Source organism: Micromonospora yangpuensis (assembly GCF_900091615.1).
In the GTDB taxonomy this organism is placed as follows: Bacteria; Actinomycetota; Actinomycetes; order Mycobacteriales; family Micromonosporaceae; genus Micromonospora; species Micromonospora yangpuensis.
Genome location: NZ_FMIA01000002.1, coordinates 5,008,989 through 5,028,122 on the forward strand (window position 1 = coordinate 5,008,989; position 19,134 = coordinate 5,028,122).

17 protein-coding genes are annotated in these 19,134 nt (G+C 72.5%); all 17 read right to left on the reverse strand.

The window, feature by feature from the left end; genetic code table 11:
* Positions 1-268 precede the first annotated feature (268 nt).
* The gene (locus GA0070617_RS22535; RefSeq protein ID WP_091442179.1) at positions 269-1,336 is read right to left on the reverse strand and encodes a polyprenyl synthetase family protein; all 1,068 of its coding nucleotides are present in this window, start codon (positions 1,334-1,336) and stop codon (positions 269-271) included.
* On the reverse strand, positions 1,333-2,733 hold the full coding sequence (locus tag GA0070617_RS22540) for an alkaline phosphatase family protein (RefSeq protein WP_091442182.1): 1,401 nt from the start codon (positions 2,731-2,733) through the stop codon (positions 1,333-1,335). Before GA0070617_RS22540 ends, GA0070617_RS22535 begins: the two co-directional genes overlap by 4 nt.
* On the reverse strand, positions 2,730-3,962 hold the full coding sequence (eboE, locus tag GA0070617_RS22545; RefSeq protein WP_091442187.1) for a metabolite traffic protein EboE: 1,233 nt from the start codon (positions 3,960-3,962) through the stop codon (positions 2,730-2,732). The genes GA0070617_RS22540 and eboE overlap by 4 nt, the downstream gene beginning before the upstream one ends.
* On the reverse strand, positions 3,962-4,813 hold the full coding sequence (locus GA0070617_RS22550) for a TatD family hydrolase (protein ID WP_091442190.1): 852 nt from the start codon (positions 4,811-4,813) through the stop codon (positions 3,962-3,964). The genes eboE and GA0070617_RS22550 overlap by 1 nt, the downstream gene beginning before the upstream one ends.
* Positions 4,813-5,412, reverse strand: coding sequence for an EboA domain-containing protein (locus GA0070617_RS22555; RefSeq protein ID WP_091442193.1), 600 nt, complete (start codon positions 5,410-5,412; stop codon positions 4,813-4,815). The genes GA0070617_RS22550 and GA0070617_RS22555 overlap by 1 nt, the downstream gene beginning before the upstream one ends.
* Entirely contained in the window at positions 5,409-6,338 is a 930-nt protein-coding gene (locus GA0070617_RS22560; protein WP_091442197.1) for a sugar phosphate isomerase/epimerase family protein, read from the reverse strand. The genes GA0070617_RS22555 and GA0070617_RS22560 overlap by 4 nt, the downstream gene beginning before the upstream one ends.
* Positions 6,335-7,264, reverse strand: a complete 930-nt coding sequence (locus tag GA0070617_RS22565) for an SCO3242 family prenyltransferase (protein WP_091442200.1) — start codon at positions 7,262-7,264, stop codon at positions 6,335-6,337. Before GA0070617_RS22565 ends, GA0070617_RS22560 begins: the two co-directional genes overlap by 4 nt.
* Entirely contained in the window at positions 7,248-8,414 is a 1,167-nt protein-coding gene (locus GA0070617_RS22570; RefSeq protein ID WP_091442202.1) for an inositol-3-phosphate synthase, read from the reverse strand. The genes GA0070617_RS22565 and GA0070617_RS22570 overlap by 17 nt, the downstream gene beginning before the upstream one ends.
* A gap of 425 nt (positions 8,415-8,839) precedes the next feature.
* A complete protein-coding gene (locus tag GA0070617_RS22575; RefSeq protein WP_175440807.1) occupies positions 8,840-10,021 on the reverse strand; it encodes a Gfo/Idh/MocA family protein in 1,182 nt (393 codons plus the stop codon).
* A gap of 54 nt (positions 10,022-10,075) precedes the next feature.
* A complete protein-coding gene (locus tag GA0070617_RS22580) occupies positions 10,076-11,116 on the reverse strand; it encodes a substrate-binding domain-containing protein (RefSeq protein WP_091442207.1) in 1,041 nt (346 codons plus the stop codon).
* Positions 11,117-11,272: 156 nt separating this feature from the next.
* Positions 11,273-12,400: an ABC transporter permease gene (locus GA0070617_RS22585; protein ID WP_091442210.1), complete on the reverse strand. Its 1,128-nt coding sequence runs from the start codon at positions 12,398-12,400 to the stop codon at positions 11,273-11,275.
* Positions 12,397-13,965, reverse strand: coding sequence for a sugar ABC transporter ATP-binding protein (locus GA0070617_RS22590; protein WP_091442214.1), 1,569 nt, complete (start codon positions 13,963-13,965; stop codon positions 12,397-12,399). Before GA0070617_RS22590 ends, GA0070617_RS22585 begins: the two co-directional genes overlap by 4 nt.
* Positions 13,962-15,140 carry an ROK family protein gene (locus tag GA0070617_RS22595; RefSeq protein WP_091447045.1) on the reverse strand — a complete coding sequence of 393 codons (1,179 nt, stop codon included), beginning with the start codon at positions 15,138-15,140 and terminating at the stop codon, positions 13,962-13,964. Before GA0070617_RS22595 ends, GA0070617_RS22590 begins: the two co-directional genes overlap by 4 nt.
* Positions 15,141-15,328: 188 nt before the next feature.
* Entirely contained in the window at positions 15,329-16,510 is a 1,182-nt protein-coding gene (locus GA0070617_RS22600; protein ID WP_229688461.1) for a YihY/virulence factor BrkB family protein, read from the reverse strand.
* A gap of 64 nt (positions 16,511-16,574) precedes the next feature.
* On the reverse strand, positions 16,575-17,384 hold the full coding sequence (locus GA0070617_RS22605) for an ABC transporter permease (protein WP_091442218.1): 810 nt from the start codon (positions 17,382-17,384) through the stop codon (positions 16,575-16,577).
* 9 nt (positions 17,385-17,393) lie between these two features.
* Positions 17,394-18,188 carry an ABC transporter permease gene (locus GA0070617_RS22610; protein WP_373868373.1) on the reverse strand — a complete coding sequence of 265 codons (795 nt, stop codon included), beginning with the start codon at positions 18,186-18,188 and terminating at the stop codon, positions 17,394-17,396.
* Between the two features lies 1 nt (position 18,189).
* Positions 18,190-19,122, reverse strand: coding sequence for an ABC transporter ATP-binding protein (locus GA0070617_RS22615; RefSeq protein ID WP_091447056.1), 933 nt, complete (start codon positions 19,120-19,122; stop codon positions 18,190-18,192).
* Between the last annotated feature and the right edge of the window lie 12 nt (positions 19,123-19,134).

The window sequence follows — 19,134 nt, forward strand, 5'->3', positions numbered from 1 at the left end:
CCTGTCTGGTGATGGGGGATTCCCTGGGCGGACCGGGGCGAGGGTGGAACGGGCCGGGCCGTACCGCCGGCGACCCGCACGGAGCCGCCGGTGGGTGCCACACGCACCTGGGCCCGACGGGTTGCGCCTCCCGCCGGGTCACCGGCCACCTGCACGGTCGCCGCCCTCACTCTAGGGCCCCGCGCGCGGGTTACGGAAGGCCGCTTCGCGTTCCCCGACACCGCCGGCCGGGACCGGGTGGCTCAGCGACACCGCCGGCGCGGACGGCTCAGTGCTGGCGGTCCACCGCGTGCTCGGCCAGGGCGGCCAGCGCCGCGCGGGCCTCCGGCCGGACCGGGGCGGCGGCCAGGGCGGTCAGCGCCGCGTCGGTGCGTACCCGGATCATCTGTTCGATCTTCTCGCGGGCGCCGGTGGCCTCGATGATCTCGCGCAGCTCGGTGGCGCCCGCGGTGTCCAGGTCCGGGTTGCCGAAGAGTTCCCGCAGCCGGGCGCTCTGCGCCCGGTCGGCGACGCTGCGGGCCAACGCCATCATCACGGTGGGCTTGCCCTCGCGCAGGTCGTCCAGGATCGACTTGCCGGTCACCGACGGGTCACCGAACACCCCGAGCACGTCGTCGCGCAGCTGGAACGCGTCACCCAACGGGTCGCCGAAGTCGGCGAGCGCGGCCACCAGGTCCGGCCCGGCGGCAGCCAGGGTCGCACCGATCTGCAACGGCCGGGTCACCGTGTACCGGGCGGCCTTCATCCGGATCACCGTCAGGGCGCTGGCCACCGAGCCGTCGCCGACCCCGGAGACCAGGTCGAGGTACTCCCCCGCGATCACCTCGGTCCGCATCAGGGCGAACATCGTGTACCCCCGGTGCACCTGCTCGACGCCCAGCCCGCACTCGTGGAACATCTGGTCCGACCAGGCCGCGCAGAGGTCACCGCAGAGCAGGGCGGTGTTGCGGCCGTACGCCTCCGGGTCGCCGCGCCACGACGACCGGGCATGCAGGTCGGCGAAGAGCCGGTGCACCGACGGCTCACCGCGCCGCCGGTCGCTGCCGTCCAGGATGTCGTCGTGGATCAGGGCGAAGGCGTGGAACAGCTCCAGCGCCGCCGCCGCCACCACGATCTCGTCGCCGTCGTCACCGCCGGCCGCCCGCCAACCCCAGTAGCAGAACAGCGGCCGGACCCGTTTGCCGCCGGCCAGCACGAACCGCTGCAACGCGGTGAACACGCCCCGGGGTGCGCCGTCGGGCCACTCGGGGCCCTGGCGTTCCAGGAAGGCGGCCAGCTCGGCGTCGACCCGGGCCCGTAACTGCCCCGCGTCGGTGGCCGGCACGGTCACCGTCACGACGCCCCGCCGCCCTCCGTCAGCCCGGCCAACTCCAGCAGCAGCCCCTTGACCTCGGTGGCGGCCAGCGACTCCCGGGCCGCGGCGGCGTCGGAGCAGAGCAGCACCGGACCGTCGGCCGGGTCGGCGGGCAGCCGCCCGTGCGAGCCGCGTACCGCCTGCGCGCCCGCGTCCAGGCCGACCACGCTCATCAGGTACCGCATGCCCGCCTTCTTGCGGGCCAGGGCGATGCCGGCGCGACGCTTCGCGGCCCCCGGCGCGGCCGGATCGAAGAGCAGCTCCGCCGGGTCGTACCCCGGCTTACGGTGGATCTCCACCAGCCGGGCGTAGTCCGGGGCGCGGGCGTCGTCCAGCCAGTAGTAGTAGGTGAACCAGGCCTGCTCCTCGGCGACCAGCACCAGCTCACCGGCGCGCTCGTGGTCCAGCCCGTACGCCGCCTTGCCCTCGGCGTCCAGCACCTCGGCCACCCCGGGCAGCCCGGCGCAGAGCTTCGCCACCGCCGGCAGGTCCGCCGGATCCTTGACGTAGACGTGCGCGATCTGGTGGTCGGCCACCGCGAAGGCCCGCGACGTCCACGGGTCGAGGTGCTCCATGCCGTCCTGGGTGTAGACCCGCAGCAGCCCCTCGGCGCGCAGCAGCCGGTTGATGTCGACCGGCTGGGAGACGTCGGTGATGCCGTACTCCGACAGGGCCACCACCGTCGCGTCCCGTTGCCGGGCCGCCGCCAGCAGCGGGGCGAGCACCTCGTCCAGTTCCTTGGCCGCGACGGCGGCCTGCAACGACGAGGCCCCGAACCGCTGCAGGTCGTAGTCGAGGTGCGGGACGTAGACCAGGGTCAGGTCCGGCGAGTGGTCGGCGAGGATCTGCTCGGCGGCCTGGCAGATCCACCGGGACGACGGAATGCCGGCGCCCGGCCCCCAGTAGGTGAACAGCGGGAAGGTGCCCAGCTTGTCGGTGAGCGCGTCGTGCAGCTCCGGCGGGTCGGTGTAGCAGTCCGGCTCCTTGCGCCCGTCGGCCCGGTACACCGGCCGCGGGGTGACCGTCCAGTTGACGTCCGCGCCCATCGCGTACCACCAGCAGACGTTGGCCACCGTGTAGTCGGGGCGCAGCCTACGCGCGGTGTGCCAGAGCTTCTCGCCCTGCACCAGCGCGTTGTGCTGCCGCCACAGGAACACCTCACCCAGGTCACGGAAGTACCAGCCGTTGCCGACGACGCCGTGCGAACGGGGCAGCTCGCCGGTGAGGAAGGTCGACTGCACCGAACATGTCACCGCCGGCAGCACCGTGCCGAGCTGCGCGGTGAACCCGCCGTCGGCGACCGCGCGCAGCTTCGGCATGTGCGCCAGCAGCCGGGGGGTCAGCCCGACCACGTCCAGAACCACCAGTTTCTTGGTCACGCGCGTACTCCAGCCGGGGTCTCGAGGCCGATCGCGGCCAGTTCGTCACGGGCGAAGGCCAGCTCGGCGGCGATCCCGGCAGCCAGCTCCGCATCGGTGCCGGGCCGCCGCGCCGCCGGCAGCACCCCCCAGGTGTACGTCTCCACGTCCAGGTGGTCGCAGCCGGCCGTCTCACCGGCGAAGAGGCCGGTCAGCGCGGCACGCAGCACCGGCAGGGTGGCGGTCAGCGGCGGCTCCGGTGGGGCGTGCAGCGGCACGTGGTAGTGCACCCGCCACGGGCCGGGCAGTCGGGCGTCCAACGCGGCGTCCAGGTCGTCGGCGGCGTACGCCGGGTCGGCCGGGTCGTCGCCGTGCGCGCAGCCGGGCCCCCGGGTCTGGTGCAGGAAACGCGGCTCCACCCACCGCCGCAACGCCTCGCCGTCACCGCCGGACTGCCCGGCGCTGCCGGGGTCAGCGGACTCCAGGGCGGCTGTCGGATCGGCCGCCTCCAGGGCGGCGGAAACCTGGACCTTGACCACCGGCAGGTCGGCGGCGCGCAGCCGGGCCAGCGCCTCGGCCGGCTCCTCCCAGGCACAGGCCAGGTGAGCCAGGTCCAGGCAGACGCCCAACCGTGTCGTGTCCATTCCGGACAGTAACATGGCGGCCTGCCGGGTCGTCTCCACCACGCACCCCGGCTCCGGCTCGAAGCCGACCCGCACCGGACGGCCGGTCTCCCGCTCCACCGCGGCCAGGCCGGCGGCCAGCTCGTCCAGCCGCCGCCGGGCGGCGTCGGCCCGGTCGGTGTCCCACGGGGTACGCCAGGCCAGCGGCAGGGTGGAGACCGAGCCCCGCGCCGCGTCCTCGGGCAGCAGGTCCGCCAGCACCCGGGCCAGGTTCAGGGTGTACGTCAACCGCTGGGCGGTGGCCCAGTCCGGCTGGTACACCGCGCCCTTGACCACCGGTGCCTGGAAGGCGGCGTACGGGAACCCGTTGAGGGTGACCACCTCCAGGCCCCGGACGGTCAGCTCGGTGCGCAACCGGCGACGCGCGGTCTCGTCGGCGGCCAGCTCGGCGGCGACCGGGGCGGCCAACCACAGCCCCAGCCCCAGCAGGTCGCCACCGAGGCGCTCGCGCACCGGCACCGCGTAGCTGTCCAGCTGCCGCAGGATGCCGGCCAGGTCCTCGGCCGGGTGCACGTTCGTGCAGTAGCCGAGGTGGACCGTGCTGCCGTCGCGGTGTCGCAGCCGCATCAGCTGCCGCCGCGCAGGATCGAGTTGCCCTCGAAGGTGGCCTCGGAGTCCGCCAGGTCGCTGAGGTCCAGCCGCCCGGACTGGCCGTAGAACTCCACCGGGTTGCGCCACAGCACCCGGTCGACGTCGTCGTCGGTGAAGCCGGCCTGCAGCATCGCCTCCCCGGTGGTCCGGGTCAGCAGCGGGTCGGAACGTCCCCAGTCGGCCGCCGAGTTGACAAGCATCCGCTCGGTGCCGTACGTCTTCAGCAGCTCCACCATCCGCGGCGGCGACATCTTGGTGTCCGGGTAGATGGAGAAGCCCAGCCAGCAGCCGGTGTCCCGGACCAGCTTGACGGTCACCTCGTTGAGGTGGTCGACCACCACCCGCCCGGGGGCGATGCCGGACTCGGCGACCACCGCCAGGGTCCGTTCGACGCCCTTGACCTTGTCCCGGTGCGGGGTGTGCACCAGCGCCGGCAGGTCGTACGCCACGGCCAGGGCGAGCTGCCCGGCGAACGCGGCGTCCTCCTCCGGGGTCATCGAGTCGTACCCGATCTCGCCGACCGCGACCACGCCGTCCTTGTCCAGGTACCGGGGCAGCAGGTCGAGCACCGGTCGGCAGCGCGGGTCGTTCGCCTCCTTCGGGTTCAGCGCGATGGTGGCGTGGTGGCGTACCCCGAACTGGGCGGCCCGGAACGGCTCCCAGCCGATCAGCGAGTCGAAGTAGTCGGTGAAGGAGGCCGGGCTGGTACGGGGCTGGCCCAGCCAGAAGGCCGGTTCGACGATCGCGCGGATCCCGGCGGCGGCCATCCGCTCGTAGTCGTCGGTGGTCCGTGAGGTCATGTGGATGTGCGGGTCGAAGATGCGCATCACGCCTCCCGGGCGGTGAGTTGGTCGAGCAGACCGGTGGCGTCGGCGGGCATGCTCCGGCCGGCGGCCTGCCGTTCGGCGGCCAGTCCGGCGAGCATCGCGGCGAGTTCGCCGTCGGCGCGCTGGTCGAGGTCGGCGACCACGGCCAGCGGTACGTCCATGAAGACGCACTTGAGCACGGCCTGCCGCCACGAGGCCGGATCGAGGTGCCCGGCGTACGGGCCGAGGGCGGCGGCGACCAGCCGGGTGTCGTTGGTGCGGATCGCGTCGTGCAGCAGCGGTACGCCGGCCGCGCCGATCGGCAGCAGCGGCAGGGCCCGCAGCACGGCCCGCTTCTCGGCGGCGTCACCCTGCCGGTAGAGCGCCTCGGCGTGGGCGGCCTGCCCGCTGGGCAGCGCGGTCAGCAGCAGCACCCGGGCCGCGTCGTCGGCGGTCCAACCGGGCAGCTCGGGCAGTGGTCCCCGGCCGCACCGCCGGCCGACGCCCGGGAAGAGCCGTTCGATCGCCGTCGGGTCGACCGCCACCTGCCGCAGCGCCGCCTCCAGCCACTCCGGATCGGGTACCTCGCGCAACGCGGCCCGCAGCTGGTCCGGTGTCATCCGGTCTCCCCCCTCGTGCTGGTGGGCGCCGCCACGGCGGCGCGGGTGCTGGTGGGCGCCGGCGCGGCGGCGGCGCGGAGGAACTCGATCGACGCGGCGGCGACGTTCGGGGCGGCGTGCGAGTGCCGGGGCAGCTCCACCGCGACCAGCCCCCGGTAGCCGACGTCGGAGAGCGCCTGGAGCACCGGCGGGAAGTCGATCTCACCGGTGCCGAACTCCAGGTGCTCGTGCACACCGCGCCGCATGTCGTCGATCTGCACGTTCACCAGGTGCTCGCCCACGTCGTAGACGCAGTCCGGCACGGTCATCGACTCCAGGCAGCGACAGTGTCCGATGTCGAGGGTGAGCCCGAAGCCGGGCGGCTCACCGAGGGCGGCCCGCAGCCGCCGCCAGCCGGCGATGTCCTCGACCAGCATCCCCGGCTCGGGTTCGAAGCCCAGCGGTACGCCGGCGGCCCCGGCGGCCTCCACCACGACCGCGCAGCCGGCGACCAGCCGGTCCCAGGCGGTCTGGGGGCTGACCTGCGGTGGGCGTACCCCGGCCCAGTAGGAGACCGCCTCGGCACCCAGGTCGGCACCGATGCGTACGGCCCGACGCAGGAACTCGATCCGGCGGGCCGGGTCGTCGTGCAGCAGGGTCGGGGCGTGCTTGTGCCAGGGGTCCAGCAGGTACCGGGCCCCGGTCTCGATCACCACCGAGAGGCCCAGTCCGGCCAGTCGCCTACCGACGGCGTCGACCCGGGCGGCCAGCCCGGGGGCGAACGGGTCGAGGTGGTCGTGGTCCAGGGTCAGGGCGACGCCCTGGTACCCCAGGTCGGCCAGGACGGCGAGCGCGTCGTCGAGCCGGTGGTTGGCGAAACCGTTGGTGCCGTACCCGAACCGCAGCCGGGCCGTGTCCGCCTCGGCGGTGCCGTCGGGCCCGGTCATGTCGGCGAGACCTTGCGGGCCAGCCGGCGGGCCAGCGGGGCGGCGGCGGCCACCGCGGTCCCGAGCAGACCCGCGCCGGCGCGGGCGGTCAACGCGCCCTGCAGTGCGGGCAGGCCGGTGATGCCGGCGCCGACCGCCGCGCGGACCCGACCGGCGGTGGGTTCGGCCACCACCCGGGCCTGCGCGGTGCCGTACCGGGCGGTGTAGAGGGTGGCCAGGGCCGCCGGCAGCGCCGCGCGCACCCCCGCCACCAGGTCCGTGCGACCGTGGTCGCCGCCGGCCGTCCCGCAGCGGGTACCGGCCGCCGTCGTGGTCCGGCTCCGGGGCGGCACCGCGGCGGTGGCGGCGATCAGGGCGGTACCGGCCAGGGTGCCCAGCGGCAGCCGGGCGTCGGTGCCGCTGACCTCGCGGCGGGAGAGCGCGGTGACCGTCCAGGTGTGCGCGGCGACGGTGAGCGCCGCCGGCACCGCCCGCGCAGTCGGCCCGCCGGCCGCGCCGAGCAGCACGTCCAACCCCCGGCAGAGCGCCATGGTCGGCGGGCCGGCGGCGCTGTTCTTCGCCGCCACGTCGTAGGCCCAGACGGCGGCGGCCAGCGGCACCGCCACGGCCGCCGCGCGCCGGCCGCCGGCGGCAGCGGCCAGCCCGAGGCCGGCGGCGGTCAGCCCGGCGGCCAGGCCGAACGCGGTGTGGGGGCTGATCCGGCCGCTGGGGATCGGGCGCTCGGGGCGTTCCACCGCGTCCAGGTCCCGGTCGGCCCAGTCGTTGGCGGCCATCCCCGCCCAGTAGAGCAGGACCGACGCGCCGGCCAGGGCGGGGGTACGCCGGTCGAGCGTGCCGGCCGCCGCCGCACCGGCGATCACGTCACCGGGTACCGAGAGCGCGGCCGGGGCCCGGACCAGCTCGGCCAGGTCACTCAGCCGGGACATCGGTGCCCTCGGCGGCGGCGTGCAGACGGGTGACGTGCTGGCGCAGCAGGGCCCACTGTTCGGCCAGCGAGTGGGTGGGCGCGCCGATCGGGTCCTTGAAGAAGAAGGCCAGCTCGGGCAGGGGTCCGCTGCGTCCGGCGGCGTGCGTGGCGGCGGTGATCCGGGCCAGGTCCAGCACCAGCGGGGCGGCCAGCGCGGAGTCGCAGCCGTGCCAGGTGAACTCCAGCCGCATCCCGGTGCCCAGGAAGCCAGCGAAGGTGATCAGGTCCCAGGCGGTCTTGAAGTCACCGAGTTCCTCGACGTAGTCGATGCGGGTGTCGCCCTGCGGCTGGTAGCCGAGGGTCTCACCGAGGACCCGCTGCTTGCTCTCCACCTTGGCCGCGTTGGCGGCCGGGTCGGCCAGGGTCGCCCCGTCGCCGCCGCCGAGCAGGTTGATGCCGGACCACGAGCGCACCGCCAGGTTGCGCATCGCGAACATCGGCGCGAGCACCGACTTGACAAGCGTCTCGCCGGTCTTGCCGTCGTGCCCGGCGTACGGCAGGCCGCGTTCGGCGGCGAGGGCGGCCAGGGCCGGCAGTCGGGCCCCGGTCGACGGGGTGAAGTCCACGTAGGAGCAGCCGGCGGTGAAGGCCGCGTACGCGTAGAGCGAGCTGGGCGGCAGCACCTCGTCCGGGCCGGCGAGCGCCTCGGCCAGGGCGGCCGGGTCGGCGTGCGCCGGGTGCGGGGTGACGGCGGCCTCGGTGGCGGAGACGTTGACCACCACGATCCGGGCCAGCTCGTGCCGACGGCGGAACTCGGTCAGATCGGCCACCACGACCGCGATCCGGTCGGCCTGGGTCCCGCCGACCGGCGCCGGCCGCAGGTCGGACTCCACGGCGGCCAGGTCGTCGGCGAGCGCGGCGACCAGCCGGCCGGGGACCACCCCGGCGGCGGCCAGCGTCTCGGCCCGCTTGGCCAGCGGGGTGAGCACCGGATCGTGGCCGCCGAAGACCAGCTCGGCGAAGCTCGGCAGGGCCGGCCCCCGCAGCTCGGGCAGTTCGGTGACGCAGCCGGTCGGACCGGCGAGCCCGGCCCGCAGGGCGAGCGCCCCGACGATGCTGGTGGTCGCGACCGAACCTCGCGCGCCTACCAGCCAGACACCCGTACGCATGGTGCTCCTTCCCGTTCAGGTGCGGATGGGCCCCGTCCGTTCACCGCGTCCGAGGTCCCGACGACAGCGCCGGAGTCGGCGGCAACGACGCTAGCCGGAATTCCCAGGCATGGGAACGGACGGGGCTGGCAGGCAGGGATGGTTCGGCGTTCCGTCCCTGCCTCCCCCGCATCCCTCCGGTCGTCGGCGACGACCGGACGTCTCGCGCGTTCGCGGTCCTCCGGTGCGGTCGGGGAATCCCGTGTCGACCGCACCGGACGACCGTCCTGTGGGCGTACCCCGGGCCGTGCTGGCCCGGAGCCCGCCCGCCGGTCCGACCCGTACCCGCCGCGGGGCGCAACCGCGGCCGGTCCCTCGCCGGTCGGACCGGACTCTCCGATCCGGTTCCGGTGGCGGCAGGTGCCCGCCGCCACCGGAACCGGGGATCAGCCGGCCACGGCGGCCAGGCTCGGCTCCACCTCGGTCCATGAGGAACCGAGCTCCGCCGACCGGGTCACCGCGTCCAGCACCAGCTGGACCTGCAACGCGTCGGCGAAGGAGGGCGCCGGGTCGACGCCGGTGGCGACCGCCTCGACGAGGTCCCGCATCTGGTGCGTGAACGAGTGCTCGTACCCGATGATGTGTCCCGGCGGCCACCAGGCCGACATGTACGGGTGGTCGCCCTCGGTGACCAGGATCCGGGTGAAGCCCTGCTCGGCGGCGGGTAGCGTCGCGTCGTAGAACTCCAGCTCGTTGAGGCGTTCCAGATCGAACACCACGGTGCCCAGCGAGCCGTTGACCTCGACCCGCAGTCCGTTCTTGCGCCCGGTGGCGAACCGGCTCGCCTCGTAGGTGGCCAGTGCGCCACCGTCGAGTCGGGCCACGAAGACCGCCGCGTCGTCCACGGTGACCTCACCGGTGGCCGCGGTGGCCCCGTCGGCCGGACCGGTGGCCGCCAGGCCACTGGACCCGCCCGGCAACGGCCGCTGCTTGACGAAGGTCTCGGTCAACGCGCTGACGCCGGCGATCCGCTGGCCGGTGACGAACTGGGTGAGATCGATGATGTGGGCACCGATGTCACCCAGCGCGCCGGAGCCCGCCTTGTCCTTCTGCAGTCGCCAGACCAGCGGGAACTGCGGATCCACGATCCAGTCCTGCAGGTACACCGCGCGGACGTGCCGGATCTTTCCGAGCCGGCCGGCGGCGATCAGCTGCTGCATCATGGTCACCGCGGGTACCCGACGGTAGTTGAAGCCGCACATCGAGCGGATCCCGGCGGCCTGCGCGGTGGTCGCCGCAGCGGTCATCTCGCGGGCCTCGGCGACTGTGTTGGCCAGCGGCTTCTCACAGAGCACGTGCTTGCCGGCAGCCAACGCGGCGAGGGTGATCTCCGCGTGGCTGTCCCCCGGTGTGCAGACGTCGACGATGTCGATGTCGTCGCGAGCGATCAACTCCCGCCAGTCTGTGGTGTGCGACTCCCAGCCGAGCCGGTCGGCGGCGTCGGCCACCTTCTCCGGATCCCGGCCGCAGATCGCTGCCATCCGGACCCGCGCCGGCAGGTCGTAGACGCGGTTCACGGTGCGCCACGCCTGCGAGTGCGCGGCTCCCATGAACGCGTAGCCGACCATGCCGACCCGCAGTTCTCTGTCTGTCGTGGACAAGGTGGGTCTCCCCCCGGTGTGTCAGAACCCGAGCTTGAGGTAGTTGCTCGCGTTCTCCTTGGTGATCGTCTCGGAGGCGAGCACGATCGTCTTCGGCACCTGGAGCTCCACCAGGTCCGACATGCCCTTGTTCTGGCCGATCAACCGGGCCAGCGAGATGGCCGAGGAGGCCATCGACGGGCTGTAGGTCACGGTCGCCTTCAGCGGCGTGTTGTCGGCCTGGATGTCCTCCATGGCCTTCTTGGAGCCGGCACCACCGACCATGATGAACTCGGTACGGCTGGCCTGGTTGATCGCGGCCATCACGCCGATGCCCTGGTCGTCATCGTGGTTCCAGATCGCGTCGATCTTCGGCAGGGCCTGGAACAGGCCGGTGGCGGCCTGCTGGCCGGAGTCGGCGGTGAACTCCGCCGGGCGGCGGTTGGCCACCTTGAAACCGGCCTGGGCGAGGGTCTCGCTGAAGCCCCGCGACCGCTCCTGGGTCAGCTCCAGGGCGTCGATGCCGGGGATCTCACCGATGATCGGGGCGCTGACGCCCTTGGCCTTCATCTGCTCGATGATGTAGTTGGCGGCGGAGACGCCCATGCCGTAGTTGTCGCCCAGGATCTGGGTCCGGTACGCCTTGGCGTCCGGGAAGGCCCGGTCCAGGTTGACCACCGGGATGCCGGCCTGCATGGCCTCCAGGCCGGCGGCGTTGAGCTCCTTGCCGTCGTGCGGCAGCATCACGATCACGTTGGGCTTCTGCGCGATCAGCGTGGAGAGCGCCGCCCGCTGGGCCGCCGCGTCCGCGCCGGCCTCCACCGTGTTGAAGGTGACGTCCGAGTACGCGTCGGCCTGCGCCTTGGCGTTGTTGGTGATGGCGGCCAGCCAGCCGTGGTCGGCGGCCGGTGCGGAGAAGCCGATGGTCACCGCCTGGCCGGGCTCGCTGTTGCCGCCGGAGTCGGCGGCCTTGGTCTGCGCCTCGGTCGGCTGGGCCTCGTTGCTCGTGCAGCCGGCGAGCAGGACACCGGCGCCGACGGCGGCCCCGCCGAACAGCAGGCGGCGGCGACTGTGCTGGGTCATGACGACCTCCAGGATGAGGTGGTGGGGGTGAAGAAGGGTGTAGCGTGCCCGGCCACCGGCTCGGGTGACCGCCGTTGATGCGTGGGAATCGGGGGGTTCGGGGGGCGGGGGTTCGGGGGGGCGGGGGTTCGGGGGGATTCGGGGTGTCGCCCGGGGTCAGGCGGTGGTGGCGCGGTTGCGGTTGAGGAACTTGCCGAGGCTGCCGTACTGGATCTGCTGGATCAGCACGGCGGCGACGATGATGCCGCCCTTGACCATGTTCTGGGCCTCGGTGGAGAGCCCGTTGATGGCGAAGAGGTTGGTGATGGTGGAGAAGATCAGCACCCCGAGCAGGGAGCCGACGATGGTGCCACGGCCACCGCTGAGCAGCGTCCCGCCGATGATGGCCGCGGCGATCGCGTCCAGCTCGTACAGGTTGGCCATCGCCGCCTGGGCCGAGTTGGCCTGGGCGGTGAGCATGATCGCCGCGATACCGGCGCAGAGCCCGGAGAGGGCGTAGAGCAGTACGGTGTGCCGCTTGACGTTGATCCCGGCCAGCCGGGCGGCCTCCGGGTTGCCGCCGACGGCCACCGTACGCCGACCGAAGGTGGTGCGGTTGAGCAGCACCCAGCCGCCGATCACCACCGCGGCCAGGATGTAGACCAGCAGCGGGATGCCGAGCAGGTTGTTGGCGGCGATGCCGTTGATGAAGTCGTTGTCGGAGACCTGGGTCTGCTTGCCGGAGATCTGCGCGGCCAGCCCACGGGCGGCCACCAGCATGGCCAGTGTCGCGATGAACGGCACCAGCCGGCCGTACGAGATCAGCACCCCGTTGACCAGGCCGACGCAGATGCCGACCACCACCGCGGTGAAGATCATGCCGCCGGTGCCGAAGCTCTGGGTGGCCACCGTGGTGGCCCAGACCCCGGCCAGGGCGATGATCGCGCCCACCGAGAGGTCGATGCCACCACCGATGATCACGAAGGTCATCCCGACGGTGACCACGCCGACCACCGAGGCGAGCTTGAGGATGGTGAGGAAGTTCCCCCACACCCAGCTGGAGTCGGAGTAGAGGTCGGGCCGGGTCACGATGCCGATGACGACCAGGGCCACCAGCACCCCGATCAGGCCGAGGTTCCGCTTGGCGCCCTCACCGCCGCTCCCGCGCCACCAGGAGAGGCCGGGCTTGGCGGCGGTCTTCTCGGCTGCCGCGTGGGTCTCGGCCGGGTCGACCGGCGGGGACTGCGCCGGCAACGTCGCCGAACGCTCCGATGTGGCGGTGGATGTGGGAGCGTCCTCACTCATGCTGGTGCGCCTTCCATCAAGGACCCCGCCATGACGAGGTCGAGCACAGTGTTCTCATCCAGTTCGCCGGCCGGTGCCTCGCGGACCATCCGGCCCTCCCGCATCACCAGCACCCGGTCGGCCAGGCCCAACACCTCGGGCACCTCGCTGGAGACCAGCAGCACGCCGACGCCCTGGGCGGCCAGCCCCCGGATGACCTGGTACAGCTCGGCCCGGGCACCGACGTCCACGCCCCGGGTGGGCTCGTCGAGCAGCAGCAGCCGGGTGTCGCCGAGCAGCCAGCGCCCGACCACCACCTTCTGCTGGTTGCCGCCGGAGAGGGTGCGTACCGCCCGGTTGACGTCCAACGGACGCAGCTCCAGGTCGTCGGCGATGCGGTTGGCCTCGGCCCGTTCCTTGCCGACGTCGGTGAAGCCGAGCCGGGCGTACCGGCTGAAGGTGGCGAGCGTGACGTTGCGGTAGATCGGCTCACCCAGCAGCAGCGCCTGGCTCTTGCGCTCCTCCGGGGCCATGCCCATGCCGGCCTTCACCGCCGCGCCGACACTGCCCGGCCGCAGCGCCCGGCCGTTCATCCGGATCGTGCCGGTGTCCGCCCGCCGGGCCCCGAAGATCGTCTCCAGCAGCTCGGAGCGGCCGGAGCCGACCAGGCCGGCGATGCCGACGATCTCCCCGGCCCGGACGGTGAGCGAGACGTCGTGGAACTCGTTGGCCCGGCTGAGCCCGGCCACGCTGAGCAGCTCCTTCGCCGCCGCGTCGGCGGCCGGGCGCTCGGGGAAGACGTACTCGATGGTGCGGCCGGTCATCCGGCCCACCAGGTCCTTGGTGGGGGTGTCCGCGGCCGGCAGGTTGGCCGCGGTGGTCCGGCCGTCCTTGAGCACGGTCACCCGGTCGCCGATCTCCCGGATCTCCTCCATCCGGTGGGAGATGTAGATGACCGCGATGCCCTGCGCGGTCAGCTCCCGGATGATCCGGAACAGGTTGCCGACCTCGTCGTGGGCCAGCACCGCGCTCGGCTCGTCCATGATGATCAGTCGGGCCTCGTGGGAGAGCGCCCGGGCCATGCTGACCACCTGCTTGCCGGCGGCCGGCAGGGCGCGCACCATCCGGCTGGGCGGGATCTCGCCGTGCCCGAGCCGGCCGAGGATCTCCCGGGTACGCCGGGCCATCTGCCCCCGGCGGACGAAGCCGGCGACCTTCGGCTCGTGGCCGAGGAAGGCGTTCTCCGCCACCGAGAGGTCCTCGACCAGGTCGAGTTCCTGGTAGATGGTGGCGATGCCGGCCTTCATGGCGGCCTGCGGGTTGGCGAAGCTCACCGGCTCGCCACGCCACTCGATGAGCCCGGAGTCCGGCTTGTGGACCCCGGCGAGCACCTTGATCAGGGTGGACTTGCCGGCGCCGTTCTGCCCGAGCAGGCAGTGCACCTCGCCGGCGCGCACCTCCAGCTGCACGCCGTCGAGCGCGCGCACGCCGGGGAAGGTCTTGACCACATCGGTCAGTCGTAGGACCACCTCGCCGGCGACGGTGCCGGCGGGGGCGTGGACCAGGGGTTCGGTCGGTTCACTCATGATGCCTCCCCGAAGGCGACGTCGCTGGCGAGCACCGCTGCTCCGGCGACACCGGCCCGTGGGCCGAGTTCGGACAGGACCACCGGTAGGTTGCCGGTGGCCAGGGGCAGCGAGCGGCGGTAGACCACGCTGCGGATCTCGGCCAGCAGGATGTGGCCGAGCTGGGCGAGGCCCCCGCCGATGACGATCATCGAAGGGTTGGTGAAGCTCACCAGGCCGGCGAGCACGCCGCCGACCCGCCGTCCGCCGTCGCGGATCAGGTTGATGCAGGTCACGTCCCCCTCGACGGCGCCCTCGGCGACGTCCAGGGCGGTGACCTCGCCCCGGGCGGTGAACCGCTCGGCAAGCGCGGGCGACGCGCCGCTGCGGGCGGCCAGCGCCGCCTCCTTGGCCAGCGCGGCCCCGCTGAACAGCGCCTCCAGGCAGCCGATGTTGCCGCAGGAGCAGGTCGGACCGTTCGGGTCGACCTGGATGTGGCCGATGTCCCCGGCACAGCCGTCGGTGCCCCGGTAGACCTCACCGCTGAGGTAGATCCCACACCCTATGCCGGTGCCGATCTTGATGAAGAGGAAGTCGTCGACGGAGTGGGCCACTCCGCCGTGCCGCTCCCCGATGGCCATGATGTTGACGTCGTTGTCGACCACCGCCGGGCAGCCGTGCTCCCGGGTCAGCAGCTCACGCAGGGGGAACCGGTCCCAGCCGGGCATGATCGGCGGGGAGACCGGGACGCCGTCGCGGAAGCTCACCGGGCCGGGCACGCCAACCCCGACCGCGTCCAGGCGCTCGTACGCCCCGTCCACCTTGGCCTTGTGCAGCAGGTCGTTGACCCGGTGCAGGGTCACCTTGGGGCCGGAGCGGATGTCGATCGGCTCGGCGTAGGCGGCGACCGGCTCCAGCCGGCCGTCGACCACCTCGACGTCGATCGAGCTGGCACCCATGTCCACCGCGGCGAAGCGCAGCTTCGGGTTCAGCTCGACCAGGGTGGAGCGTCGTCCGCCCCGGGAGGCGGCGAGCCCGGCCTCGGCGACGTAGCCGAGGGAGACCAGGCGCTCCAGCTCGGCGAGTAGCCGGGGGCGGGGCATCTGCAGCCGGTCACCCAACTCGGCCCGGGACACCGCCCCTTCGTCGCGGAGCAGCCGCAACAGCCGTACGTGTAGGGGGTCCTCCGACCGCACCGAGCCCACCTCCGGGACAGGAGCCAGTCACATCGAGGAAACCCCGACGTGTTGTGCTCGACACAGTAGGAGCGTCGCGTGTCGCCTGTCCAGAGCTTCGGCCATTTTGATTCAAACTTTTGTCCGTTCGAACAAAAGCTAAAAGTGGATCACGGAAACCCACGGTGCGGTGAGGGCTCCCGCCCGGGTCAGCGGGGAGGAGCGGAGTTGCGCTTCTTACGCAACTTGCGGTCGTCCCGTAGCTCCACGTAAGGCTCCACGTCCGGCGCGTGACCCGCCGCGATGGCCCGGCTGCGCTCCAGCTCCGCGTCGAACTCGGCACCCAGCAGGATCGCGATGTTGCTCAGCCAGAGCCAGACCAGGAAGATGATCACACCGGCCAGCGCACCGTACGTCTTGTTGTACGAGCCGAAGTTGCTGACGTACAGGGCGAAGACGCCGGAGACCGCCAGCCAGATCAGCACCGCCAGCACCCCACCCGGGCTGACCCAGCGGAACCCGCCGTGCCGGGCGTTCGGCGAGGCCCAGTAGAGGATCGCGAACATCAGGCTGACCAGCATCAACAGCACCGGCCACTTGGCGATGTTCCAGACCGTCACGGCGGTCGACCCGAACCCGATGGCGTCACCCACCTGCTCGGCGAGGCGACCGGTGAAGACCACGATCACCGCGCTGGCCAGCAGCAGCACCCCGACGACCGCGGTGACCCCGACCCGGATCGGCAGGGTCTTCCAGATCGGTCGCCCCTCCGGCACGTCGTAGATCGAGTTGGAGGCACGCATGAAGGCCGCGACGTACCCGGAGGCCGACCAGAACGCGGCCAGCAGACCGATGACCGCCGCCACCCCGGCCAGGCCGCCGTTCTCCTGGGCCTGGGTGATCGCGGTGTCGATGATCTGCCGGATGTTCGGTTCGGGCACCGCCTGGCCGACGGTGTCCCGGACCGACTGGGTGGCGCTCGGGCCGAGCAGCCCGAGCAGGCTGACCAGCACCAGCATGCCGGGGAAGATGGAGAGCACGCCGTAGTAGGTGAGCGCCGCCGCCCAGTCGGTCAGGCTGTCCTCGGAGAACTCCCGGACCGTCCGCCGGAACGTCGCCACCCACCCGGTACCCGACAGCTGGGTGGGGCTGTCCGGGCCGTCGTCCGGCCCGACCGGCCGGTGACCTGCCGGCCGCCCGACCGCCTCCTGACCGGCCCGGGGCCGGTCGGCGGTCTCGGCACCAGCGTCGGGCTGGTCGGCGGTCTCGGCACCAGCGTCGGGCTGGTCGGCGGTCTCGGCACCGGCGTCGGGCTGGTTCCGGTCGCCGGCCACCGACCCGGGTCCGGGCTGGTCACGGGCGTCGCGGTCGGCAGGGTCGGCGGCGGCCATCGAGGCTCCCTCGCAGTCGGCGGTGTTCCCTCCGACTTGCCCCGGTGGCCACCTCGGTAACCACCTACCGGTAGAGGATGGCGTTCATCCGACGCGACGCCACCAGCAACCCCACCCCGGTCAGCACCAGCAGGTAGAGGACGTCGAGCAGCCAGGTCCAGCCGCCGGCACCGATCGAGATGTCCCGGATCAGGTGCACCGACCGGTAGAGCGGGGTCACCTCCACCAGCCAGCGCAACACCGTCGGGTACGTCTCGGCGGGCACGAACGTGCCGGAGAAGAGGAAGAGGGTGAACTGGGCCGACCCCATCAGGTCCAGGTCCTGCCAACTGCGCAGATACGTCGCGAAGGCCAGCCCGAGCGCGCCGAAGGCGAACCCGACGAGCACCGCGGCGGGCAGCGCCACCAGCGCGCGCACCGGCGAGGTCAGGCCCATCGCCACCATCACCACCAGGAAGGCCACCGAGTAGGAGCTGCCCCGCAGCATCGCCCAGCCCAGCTCGCCGAGGGCGATCTCGAAGGGCCGTACCGGGGTGGCGATCATGCCGTCGTACAGCTTCAGGTATTTGATCTTGCCGAAGAAGGTGAAGGTGGTCTCGGCAAGCGCCCCGGTCATCGCCGAGGCGGCCAGCATCGCCGGGGCGACGAAGGTGGCGTACCCGACGACCTGCCCACCGGGCAGGGTCAGATCACCGATCAGGCTGCCCACCCCGACCCCGATGGAGAAGAGGTAGAGCAGCGGCTCCAACAGCCCGGAGACCAGCAGTACCCAGTAGACCGGCCGCAGCGCCGCCACGTTGCGCCCGGCCACCGCGCCCGAGCGGCGGGCCAGATCCCGGACCCCGACCAGCCGGGGCAGCACCAGAGCGACCAAGACCGCCTCCTAGACGACGAGCCGACGGCGGAACGCGCGGCGGGCCAGCACCCAACCGACCACCGCCCAGGCCGCGAGATAGAGCAGGTGACCGACGATCGACCACTGCGGGGCCATCCCGAGGGTGGCCGCCCGGCAGAGGTCCACCGCGTGCCAGAGCGGACTGAGGTACGCCACCTGACGCAACCCGGTCGGCAGCGACTCCACCGGGAAGAACACCCCGCTGAACAGGGTCATCGGCAGCACCGCGAAGCGGAACAGGATGGTCAGATGGGTGTCGGTCGGCACCGAGGCGCTGAACGCGAAGATCGGGGTGATCATCGCCAGGGTGAACAGGACGATCACCGGCAGCACGGCCACCGCCCAGAACGACCGCAGCGCGCCGAAGGCCGCGGTCACCAGCAGGAAGGCGATCGCCGCGGTGAGCACCCGGAACACCACGAAGGCCAGGTGCCCGGCGACGATGTCACCGACCCGCAGCGGAGCCGCGTACTGACCGAAATAGATCTTCGACCACTGGAAGCCGCTGAACACCGGGAAGGTCGACTCCAGCACCGCCACCTGCAGGATCCCGGCCAGGAGCAGGCCCGGCACGATCCAGTGCAGGTAGCTCACCCCGTCGAGGCCCTGATCGACGTAGGAGCCGACCCCCAGGCCGAAGCCGACCACGGTGAGCAGGGGCAGGAAGAAGGACGAGAAGAGCCCGGCCCGCCAGGTCCGCCGGTAGTTGGTCAGGTAGTAGACCAGCACGGTCCACGCCGGCACCCGGGGTCGGGCCGGCCGCCGGCTCGTCACCGCCACCACCTCAGTCCACCAACGTACGGCCGGTGAGCAGCAGGAAGACGTCCTCCAGGCTGCTGCGGCGGACCAGCACGTTGGCCGGGGCCAGGCCCGCCCCGGACAGCTGTCCCACCACCGCGTCACCGTCGGTGACGTAGAGCAGGATCCGGTCCGGCAGCACCTCGACCCGCTCGGCCAGGCCGGCCACCCGGTCGGCGTACTCCTGCTGCGAGTCGGTCGCGAAGCGCAACTCCACCACCTCGCGGGTGGAGTACTTCCCGATCAGCTCCCGGGGTGCCCCCTCGGCCACGATCCGGCCGCCGTCCATCACCACCAGGCGGTCACAGAGCTGCTCCGCCTCGTCCATGTAGTGGGTGGTCAGCACCAGCGTGACCCCCTCCCGCTTGAGCCGGAACAGCCGCTCCCAGACCAGGTGCCTGGCCTGCGGGTCCAGCCCGGTGGTGGGCTCGTCGAGCAGCACGATGTCCGGCTCGTTGACAAGCGCCCGCGCGATGGTCAACCGGCGCTTCATGCCGCCGGAGAGCGGCTCGACCACACTGTCGGCACGCTCGGTGAGCTGCACGAAGTCCAGCAACTCGGCGGCGCGGGCCCGGGCCACCCGGCGGGAGATGCCGAAGTACCCGGCGTAGACGACCAGGTTCTCCCGGACGGTCAGCTCCGGATCGAGATTGTCCAACTGGGGGCAGACCCCCAACCGGGCCCGGATCGCCGCGCCGTCGGCCACCGGATCCATGCCGAGGATGCGCAGCTGGCCGCCGCTGGGCGGGGAGATGCAACCGACCATCCGCATGGTCGAGGACTTGCCCGCCCCGTTGGGCCCGAGGAAGCCGAACGCCTCACCCGCGCGCACCTCGACGTCGATGCCGTCCACGGCGGTGAAGTCACCGAACCGCTTCACCAGCCCCCGGGCCCGGATGAGTGGTTGCGCACTGGTCACCGCCCGACCATA